We start from the raw sequence: 9,651 nt of genomic DNA, 5'->3' as shown, positions 1-9,651 counted from the left end.
CCCGCCCCTGACCGCCCTGGGTGAGGCGGCCTGGAGCAAGAGGCGGGATGACCCCTGAAGTTTTCCGCGCTATGGGAACGAGGCGGCGCCGAGGGCGTTGCAACGGACGATATCCGGGGAACTATTTCTGATGAGACGCTCGATCTTCGTTCTGACCGCGACGGCGCTGGGCGCGCTGGTGCTTGCGGGCTGCGACGACTACCAATCGAGGTCGCAGGACGACTATGCCGATGCCCCTCCGGTCGAAGAACAGGCTCCCGCCGCCGAGGATTCGGCCGAGCCGGTCGTCGCCCCTGAAGTGACCGATCCGGCGCCGGCGCCCGCGCCAGCCCCCCTTCCGCCGGAAGAGCGGACGTCCGAACAGTCGGTTCAGCCGGAAAGCGAAACCCTGTTCTACTGAGGCGCGCCGCTTCGCCGCCACATCAGGATGCAAGGGCGTACCGAGACGCCGACTTGGAGTCCGCGCCCTTGACGAAAGCTAGAGTTTGACGTTCCGGCCCACCCTGTTTCTCGCTGCCCTGGCGACCTGCAGCCTTTCCGCCCAGGCCGCCTCAGCCGATCCTCGCGCCCAGATCCGCGGCGACATGGACGCCGAACTGCGCCGCATGCTGGAACGTGCGGTCGGCGAGGTGGACGGGGCCCCGGAAAGCCGTTTCGAAGCCCGCCGCCGCGCCCAGGGCGCCCAGGGCGCGGCCGAGGCCCTGCTGCGTTCCGAGGCCTATTACCAGCCCGTGCTGGAAGACGTGGTCGAGGGCGAGGATCGGCCGTCGGCCATCGTGGACGTCCAGCCTGGCCGCCGCTTCCTGCTGACCCAGCCCACGATCACCTGGACCGATCCCGCGCCCGACGCCGAAAGCGCCTCCGACGCCCTGGAGGCCATAGGCCTGAAGGCGGGAGCCCCTGGCCGGGCCGTGGACGTCATCTCCGGCGAAGGCCGGGCGGTCGCCACCCTGGTCCGCGACGGCTACGCCGACGCCAAGGCCGATCCGCGCCGCGTCGTGGTCGATCACGCCGCCTTCACGGTCGCCCCGGAATACCGCATCGACTCGGGCCGACTCGTCCTGCTGGACGGCGTGGTCATGCCCCGGACCGGTCGCACCAACCCGGCCTGGGTCGCGGGCCTGGCCCCCTGGACCGAGGGCGATCGCTATGACCCCGACCAGGTGGCCGAACTGGAACGCCGGCTGCTGGACACGGGGGTGTATGACGGGGTCGGCGTCGCCCTGGCGCCCGTCGACCAGACGAACGCCGACGGGCATCGCCCCATCATCGTCAATCTGCAGGACCGGCCGCGCCGCGTGCTGGAGGCCGGCGCCACCTGGTCCACGGCCGAGGGCGCGGGGGTCGATCTGATCTGGACCCGCTACAACCGTTTCGGCCGCGCCGACACCCTGAGGCTGGAAACCCGGCTAGCCGATATCGACAGCCGTATCGGCGCCGACCTGTCCCTGCCCCACTGGCGCAAGCCGGGCCGGACGCTGAAGCTGAGCGCCGGCGTGGTCAAGGAAGACACCGACGCCTACGACCGCACCGCCCTGGTGCTGGCCGCCGAACTGCAGCAGCGGATCGGCAAGACCTCCTACTTCAACTATGGCGTCGGGCTGGACGCCGGCCGGTACAACGAGATCCGGTACGACTACACCTCCATCCCGCCCCGTGCGGTCAGCTTCGATCGCGATCTGGCCATCATCACCGGGCGGACCAGCGCCTATATCGACAACTCCAACGACCCGCTGAATCCGACCCAGGGCTGGCGCGTGACCGCCTCGGTCCAGCCGACCGCCGTGACCGGCCAGGACACGATCCTGTTCCTGCGCGGCGAAACCCAGGCCACGGCCTATCTGCCGCTCCAGGACGGGGCGCGCACGGTTCTGGCCGGCCGTCTCCGCATCGGTTCGATCATCGGCGGCGGCGAGCTGAGCGTGCCGTCGGACCGTCTGTTCTACTCGGGCGGCGGCGGGTCGGTGCGCGGCTACTCCTATCAGAGCGTCAATCCCAAACTGCCCGACCTGACCCCCCGCGGCGGCCTGTCGCTGTTCGAGACCTCGCTGGAGGTGCGCCGTGACATAGGCCAGAGCTTCCAGGCCGTGGCCTTCGTCGATGCGGGCGCCGTCGGCTTCCAGGAGACGCCGAACCTGACCAACATGCGGTACGGCGCGGGCCTGGGCGTCCGCTACAAGCTGCCGTTCGGTCCCATCCGCGCCGACATCGCCGTGCCGCTGGACAAGCGCGAGGGCGATTCCGCCTTCCAGATCTACATCAGCATCGGGCAGGCGTTTTGACCGAAGCCCCGCCCGAAAACACGCCGGACGCCGCACCGCCGGAAGAATCCGCGGCCGAGGTTCGCAAGAAGCGCAGCCTGCTGCAGCTGTTGGCCCTGGTCGTCGGCGGCGTGGTCGGCGGCCTGCTGGTGCTGCTGGTCATCGCCCTGATCGGCGGGCGGATGTACATCGTCTCGGACGGCGGGCGCGACCTGGTGACCGGCTTCGTCCAGGGCCAGAAGATCAGCCGCTATGGCCGGATCAACGTCTATGGGCTGAAGGGCGACCTGTTCGACGACTTCACCCTGGACCGGGTCACGGTGACGGACCGGGACGGCGTCTGGCTGGATGCCCGCAATGTCCGGGTCGACTGGTCCTACTGGCCGTTGATCACCCGTCGGTTCCACGCCACCGACATCAGCGCCGAGGTGATCCAGCTGGTTCGTCGGCCGGTTCTGGACGCCCCCAGCGGCGAACCCGGCGGCCCCCAACCCATCGACGTCGATATCGACCGCTTCTCCGCCAGGGTCGAACTGCTGGAAGGCTTCTCCAAGGAATACGGCCGCTGGAACCTGATGGGCGACATCGCCCTGCCGCGACGCGGGGCCAAGACCGCGACCGTCAACGCCGACAGCCTGAACCGTCCCGGCGACTATCTGCGGCTGGCGGCGACCTTCGGCGGCAAGCTGGAAGAGACCCGCGTCAATCTGCGCGCCAATGAAGCCCAGGGCGGGCCGCTGGCCGGATCCCTGGGCTATTCGCCCGACCTGCCCTTCTCGGCCGTGGCCTTGGTGAACGCCGACATGGTCCACGCCAAGGTCCAGACCGGACAGTTCACGCCCCTGACCGTCGATGGCCGGTTCGGCGAAGACGGCTCGCGCGTCTCGGGCTTCTTCGACTTCAGCGGATCGGACCTGTTCGAACCCTTTGTTCAGAGCGTGGGCCGCACCGCCCGGTTCGGCTTCGCCATGGTTCCGGCCAAGGACAAGGCGTTCCAGGGCGTGGGCTGGAAACTGATGTCGGACAATGTCGCGTCCGAGGCGCGCGGTCTGATCCGCATGTCGGACCGCAGTTCGCCCGATGGAATCAGGCTGGATCTCCAGACCGTCTCGCTGAGCCGTCTGGTCGGGTCCGACGTCGGCGGGCCCGCCGCCTATTCGGGCCTGTTCAAGGGCGACGCCGAGACCTGGACCCTGGAAGGTCAGGCCAGCCTGCTGAACGCCAATCTGGCCAGCTATCGCGCCACCCGCCTGGCCGGTCCGCTGAACGTCCAGGTCAAGGACGGCCGGATCGATCTGGACGGGGACATCCGCGCCGTCGGCGGCTCGAACCAAGGGCTGATCGGCGGCCTGCTGGGCGCGACGCCGCGCGTGCAGATGGAGGCCGCCCGGATGAAGGACGGCGCCCTGTTGCTGGAAAAACTTGATCTTCAAGGCCAGGGGCTGACGCTGAAGGGCTCGGGCTCGCGCAATCTGCTGGGCGGCATGGGCTTCCGCGGCGATGCGCAACTGACCGACGCCTCGCGCATCCTGCCCGACGCCAAGGGCGCCTTTGGCGGTCCGGTCCGCGCCTCGTCGGCCAAGACCGGCGCGCCCTGGATGCTGACCTTCGACGGCCGGGGCCGCAATCTGACGGTCGGAATGGACGAGCTGAACCGGTTGCTGGGCCGCACGCCGCGCCTGCAACTGACCGGCAAGCTGAATGGGAACCGGATCGAGGTGGATCGCGGCGAACTGACCGGAGCGGCGGGCCGCGCCGGGGCCAAGGGCCTGATCGAGACCGACGGCCGCCTGCGGCTGGCGCTGGACTGGAACGCGCGCGGCCCCTTCGCCGTGGGGCCGGTCGAGATCGGCGGCGACATGAACGGGCGCGGCGCCCTGACCGGCACATTGTCCCAGCCGCGCGTCGATCTGACCGCCGGATTCGACACAGTCACGGCCGGCGCCCTGACCCTGACCCAGGCCGACCTGATCCTGAGCTTCCGCAAGGGCGCGGATGCGTCGGACGGCCGGATCACCGTGACCAGCGGTTCGAACTACGGCCCGGCCCGGGCGTCCGGGAACTTCTTCCTGGGCGGGCGGAGGATCAGGCTGAGCGATCTGGACGTCAACGCCGGCGGGGTGACCGCCCAGGGGGCGATCGCCCTGTCCAACAACGTCCCCTCCAGCGCGGACCTGACCTTCACCGCCCGCACCGGCGCCTTCCTGGCGTCGGGCGAGGCCAACGGCCGCATCCGTCTGACCGAAGGCGGCGGATCCGAAAGCGCCATTCTGGACGTCAACGGCCGCAACATCCGCCTGGCCGGCCAGAGCTGGAACATCCGCACCATCGACCTGGACGGCCGCGGCACGCTGGACAACCTGCCCTTCACCCTGGCGCTGGACGTCGGCGGCGGTGTCCCCGCCCAGTTCAACGGCACAGGCGTCTATTCGCGGCGCGGGGCCGCCCAGACCCTGACCCTGCGCGGCGGCGGCCGGGTGCGCGAGGTGGCCTTCACCACCCGCAGCGCCGCCATGATCACCCTGAACGGCCAGAGCCGGACAGCCCACCTGGACCTGGGCGTCGGCAGCGGCGTGCTGCTGGCCGATCTGCGTCAGGACGCGCGCACGGCGATCATCCAGGCCGACCTGACCAGCGTGGACCTGCAGACCCTGTCGCCCAATCTCCGCGGCCGCGCCACCGGGCGGGTCGCCCTGCGCGGCGCGGGCGACGACCTGTCCGGGGCGGCCAACGTCACCCTGGCGGATGTCCGCAGCATCGACGCCCCCAGCGGGCTTTCGGTCGACGGCCGGCTGGACGCGACCCTGGTCAACAACAGCCTGACGATCAAGGCGACGGCGTCCGACGAGGGCGCGGTCCAGGCGGCGGCCGATGTCGTCCTGCCGGTCGAGGCCTCGGCCGCCCCGCTGCGTCTGGCCATCGCCCGCCAGCGGCCCATGTCCGGCAATGTTTCGATCAACGGCCAGATCCAGCCGATCTGGGACCTGTTCCTGGGCGGCGACCGCAGTCTGGCGGGCCAGGTGGCGGGCCAGGCGACCCTCGGCGGCACCCTAGCCGCGCCGCGCCTGAACGGACGGTTCGACCTGACCCAGGGCTCCTATCGCGAGAAGGCGGTCGGCCTGGTCCTGGGCGACCTGACTCTGAGGACAAGCTTCGACGACACCACGGCCCTGATCGAGACCTTCACCGCCAATGACACCGCCGGCGGCACCGTCGCCGGCCAGGGCCGGATCGGGCTGCGCGAAGGCTCGGGCTCGACGGCGCAGTTGAACCTCACGCGGTTCCGGGTCATCGACAACGATATCGGCGAGGCCCGCGCTTCGGGTCCGATCACCATTGTTCGCGGTCAGGACGGCAACATCCAGCTGTCGGGCCAGATGAATATCGACGAGGCCCGGATCGAGCCGGAAGTGCCCGGCGCCACCGGCATCGTCTCGATGGACGTGGTCGAGATCAATCGTCCCGGCGGCGATCCGGTCGAGACCGAGGCCCGTCAACGCGGGCCGCAGATCGGCATGGACATCGCCCTGCGCTCGACCGGCGGCAAGGTGCGGGTCAGCGGCCGCGGCCTGAACGTCGTGCTCGACGTCAACGCCCGGGTGCGCGGCACCATCGCCCAGCCGCAACTGACCGGCACGGCCAATGTGGTGCGCGGCGATTACGAGTTCGCGGGCAAGCGGTTCATCTTCAACGACACCGGCCGCGTGACCCTGTCGACCGATCCGAAGCAGATCCGCCTGAACCTGTCGGCGACGCGCGAGGATACGGCCCTGACCGCCTCCATCGCCGTGACCGGCACGGCCGACCAGCCGAAGATCGCCCTGACGTCCACCCCCGCCCTGCCCCAGGACGAAATCCTGTCGCAGGTGCTGTTCGGCCGTTCGGCCTCGCAACTGTCGCCGTTCGAGGCGGCGCAACTGGCCGCCGGGGTCGCGGCCCTGGCGGGCGGCGGCGGCTTCGACGTGATCGGGAACCTGCGCGAACTGGCCGGGCTTGACCGTCTGTCCTTCGGCGGCCAGGCCTCGGCCGTGACGGTCGCCGGCGGTCGCTACATCACCGACAACGTCTATCTGGAGGTCATCGGCGGCGGCGAAGGCGGGGCGGCGGTCAAGGTCGAATGGCAGCCGCGCCGCAACCTGGCCATCAGTTCGCAGTTCGGCGGTCAGGGCGACACCAGCCTGTCGATCCGCTGGCGCCGCGAAAGCCGCGAAGCCGGCCAGCGCACCGACCGCCGCCCGAACCGGAACTAAGCCTCAGCCGCCCGACGTGCCCCACGCGACCTTCACCTTTGGCCCCGCGACGGCTAGGGTCCGGCCGATGCGGATTCTGACCACGGACCAGGCCGTCCTCGACCACGTCGCCGCGCGACGCGAGGCGATTATCGGCCGCACCATCGACTGGGCGAACATCAACTCCGGCAGCCGCAACGCCGCCGGTTTGAACGCCGTGCTGGACGCGCTGGAGGCCGTAGCCAGGGCCCTGCCCGGCGCCGTCGTCGAACGGATCGCCACCCAGGGCTCCACCACCGTCGCCGACGACGGCTCGGTGCGGACCGAGGCTCACGCCGACGCGCTGAAGATCACCGCCCGTCCCGAGGCGCCGATCCAGGTCGTCCTGACCGGCCACTACGACACCGTCTTCCCTGCCGACAGCCGCTTCCAGACCGTCACGACCCGCGCGGACGGCGCCCTGAACGGCCCCGGCGTCGCCGACATGAAGGGCGGGATCAGCGTGCTGCTGGCCGCGCTGGACGCCTTCGAGACCCACCCCGAAAAGCACGGCGTCGGCTGGACCGTGCTGCTCAGCCCCGACGAGGAGATCGGCTCGCCCGCCTCGGCCCCGCTGCTGGCCGAACTGGGCGCGCGCGGCCATGTCGGCCTGACCTATGAACCGGCCCTGGCGGACGGCACCCTGGCCGGTGCGCGCAAGGGCAGCGGCAACTATCATCTGATCGTGACGGGCAAGGCCGCCCATGCCGGCCGCGCCTTCGAAGAGGGCCGCAACGCCATAGCGGGAGCGGCCATGATCGCCGCCGCCCTTCACGGGCTGAACGGCCAGAAGGACGGCGTCACCGTCAATGTAGCCAAGATTTCGGGCGGCGGGGCCCTGAACGTCGTCGCCGACAACGCTGTGGTGCGGTTCAACGTGCGTGTGCCAGACAAGGCCGCCGCCGACTGGATCGACGCCTCGGTCCACGCCATCGCCGCCACGCCGCCGTTCGAGGGTCTGACCCTGGACCTGCACGGCGGCTTCACCCGTCCGCCCAAGCCGATGGACGCCGCCCAGACGGCCCTGTTCGAGGCGGTGAAACAAGCCGGCGCCCTGCTGGGCCAGCCCATCGCCTGGAAGCCTTCGGGCGGCGTCTGCGAAGGCAACAACCTCCACGCCGCCGGATTGCCCAACATCGACACCCTGGGCGTCCGGGGCGGCGACATCCATTCGGACCAGGAGTTCGCCTGGCCCGAAAGCTTCGTCGAACGCGCCCAGCTCAGCGCCCTGATCCTGTGCAAGATCGCCTCGGGCGAGATCGACGCGGCCAAACTCAAAGCCCTGCGGATGGAAACCCTCTGAATGCTCGTCGTCCGTCCCGCCGGCCCCGCCGATCTCGACTATCTGCTGGAACTGGCCATCCTGTCCGGTCCCGGCTTCACCAGCCTGCCGGAAGATCCCGACGCCCTGGCGGAACGGCTGGAGCTGAGCCAGGCCAGTTTCCGGGGCGAGGTCACGCCGCAGGAGGCCTGGTACACCCTGATGCTGGAAGACGGCGACACCGGCGACATCGACGGGGTCGGATCGGTCAAGGCGACCGTGGGGCTGAAGCGGCCCTTCTTCTCGTTCCGCATCGTCAACAACACGGCCTCCTCGCCGTCCCTCGGGGTCAAGCTGGATCACCAGACCCTGGTGCTGGTCAATGAATGCACGGGCTGGACCGAGGTCGGGTCGCTGTTCCTCAAGGCCGATCGGAGGAAGGGCGGGGCGGGTCGCCTGCTGAGCCAGTCGCGCTACATGCTGATCGGCGCCCAGCCCGAACTGTTCGCCGAGAACGTGCTGGCCGAGTTGCGCGGCGTCTTCTCGCCAGACGGGGCCTGCCCGTTCTGGGACCATGTGGCGCACAAGTTCTTCCCGATGGAGTTTGATCACGCCGACCGGATGAGCGGATCGACCGACAAACAATTCATCCTGGACCTGGCCCCGCGCCACCCGATCTATACCGAGCTGCTGCCCGAGCCGGCGCGCGCCGTGATCGGCAAGGTCCACCCCCAGGGCGTACCGGCCATGGCCTTGCTGGAAAGCGAAGGCTTCAGGCCCAACGGTCTGGTGGACATCTTCGACGCCGGTCCGACCGTGTCGTGCGGGCGCGACAATATCCGCACCGTGCGCGACGCGCGCCGCCTGACGGTCGAGATCACCGACCGGGTCGAGGCCGAACTGCCGGCCCTGATCTCGACCGACAGCATCGCCGCCTTCCGCGCCGTCCGCGCCAAGGCGGACATCGACGGCGACACGGTTCGCATCGGCGCCGAGACCGCTGCGGCCCTGAAGGTGGGCGCCGGCGCCAGCGTGCGGGTGAAATCGTGATGAGCGGACTGGAATAGAGCCATGACCATTTTCAACTCCACCGACCCCGCCACCGAAGCCGTGAACTGGGAAGGCGAGGCCGCCAGTCCGGTTCAGGTCCAAGCCGCCGTCGACGCCGCCCGCGCCGCCTTCCCCGCCTGGGCCGACGCCCCACGCGCCGACCGCATCGACGCCGTCAAACGCTATCAGGCCGTGCTGAAGGACCGCGCGCCCCAGATCGCCGAGGCCATCGCCCGCGAGACCGGCAAGCCCCTGTGGGAGACGAAGACCGAGGCCGCCGCCATGATCGGCAAGGTGGACATCTCCATTCGCGCCTATGACGAACGCACGGGCGAACGGACCAGCGACACAGCCTTCGGCCGGGCGACCCTGCGCCACCGTCCACACGGCGTTGCGGCGGTGCTGGGCCCGTTCAACTTCCCCGGCCACCTGCCCAACGGCCATATCGTCCCCGCCCTGCTGGCCGGCGACACCGTCGTGTTCAAGCCGTCGGAGGAGACGCCCCTGGTCGGTCAGGTCATGGCCGAGGCCTTTGCCACCGCCGACCTGCCGACCGGCGTGGTCAATGTCGTCCAGGGCGGGCGCGAGACCGGGGCGGCCCTGCTCGACGCCGGGATCGACGCCCTGATGTTCACCGGTTCGGGCGCGGCGGGCGGGCCTTTCCCCCGGTAATTCGCCCAAGAACCGCAAGATTGCCGTGGGCCGGTGGTGGGGGGCTACCACCCCGTGGGCTTCTCGGACCCCGCCCCCTCCTGAGGCCTCCCCGGCCATCCCGGTCGGGCCGCCCCCCCCCCCCCCCGCCCGCGCACTT

5 protein-coding genes and 1 pseudogene are annotated in these 9,651 nt (G+C 70.1%); all 6 read left to right on the top strand.

What is annotated here, in order from left to right; genetic code table 11:
• Window positions 1-130 precede the first annotated feature (130 nt).
• A complete protein-coding gene (locus ER13_RS13815) occupies window positions 131-400 on the top strand; it encodes a hypothetical protein (RefSeq protein WP_008258639.1) in 270 nt (89 codons plus the stop codon).
• An 85-nt stretch (window positions 401-485) separates the two neighbouring features.
• Window positions 486-2,282, top strand: a complete 1,797-nt coding sequence (locus tag ER13_RS13810) for an autotransporter assembly complex family protein (RefSeq protein WP_035310130.1) — start codon at window positions 486-488, stop codon at window positions 2,280-2,282.
• Complete coding sequence (locus ER13_RS13805) at window positions 2,279-6,511, top strand: translocation/assembly module TamB domain-containing protein (protein ID WP_035310128.1); 4,233 nt, start codon at window positions 2,279-2,281, stop codon at window positions 6,509-6,511. The genes ER13_RS13810 and ER13_RS13805 overlap by 4 nt, the downstream gene beginning before the upstream one ends.
• A 67-nt stretch (window positions 6,512-6,578) precedes the next feature.
• On the top strand, window positions 6,579-7,832 hold the full coding sequence (locus tag ER13_RS13800; RefSeq protein ID WP_035310124.1) for a hydrolase: 1,254 nt from the start codon (window positions 6,579-6,581) through the stop codon (window positions 7,830-7,832).
• On the top strand, window positions 7,833-8,840 hold the full coding sequence (locus tag ER13_RS13795; protein ID WP_035310122.1) for an arginine N-succinyltransferase: 1,008 nt from the start codon (window positions 7,833-7,835) through the stop codon (window positions 8,838-8,840). It begins immediately after the preceding gene.
• Window positions 8,841-8,861: 21 nt separating this feature from the next.
• Window positions 8,862-9,509, top strand: a pseudogene (locus ER13_RS13790) (aldehyde dehydrogenase family protein); the annotation flags it as partial.
• Window positions 9,510-9,651 lie beyond the last annotated feature (142 nt).

Source organism: Brevundimonas sp. EAKA, from assembly GCF_000698025.1.
GTDB lineage: Bacteria > Pseudomonadota > Alphaproteobacteria > Caulobacterales > Caulobacteraceae > Brevundimonas > Brevundimonas mediterranea_A.
The sequence above is the reverse complement of the archived record's forward strand: the minus strand, read 5'-3'. Positions and strand labels throughout refer to the sequence as shown.

What these genes read in the sequence shown, in the direction of transcription:
- ER13_RS13800 (WP_035310124.1), top strand. Translation starts at nt 6,579, where the DNA reads ATGCGGATTCTGACCACGGACCAGGCCGTCCTCGACCACGTCGCCGCG.
- ER13_RS13795 (WP_035310122.1), top strand. Translation starts at nt 7,833, where the DNA reads ATGCTCGTCGTCCGTCCCGCCGGCCCCGCCGATCTCGACTATCTGCTG.
- ER13_RS13815 (WP_008258639.1), top strand. Translation starts at nt 131, where the DNA reads ATGAGACGCTCGATCTTCGTTCTGACCGCGACGGCGCTGGGCGCGCTG.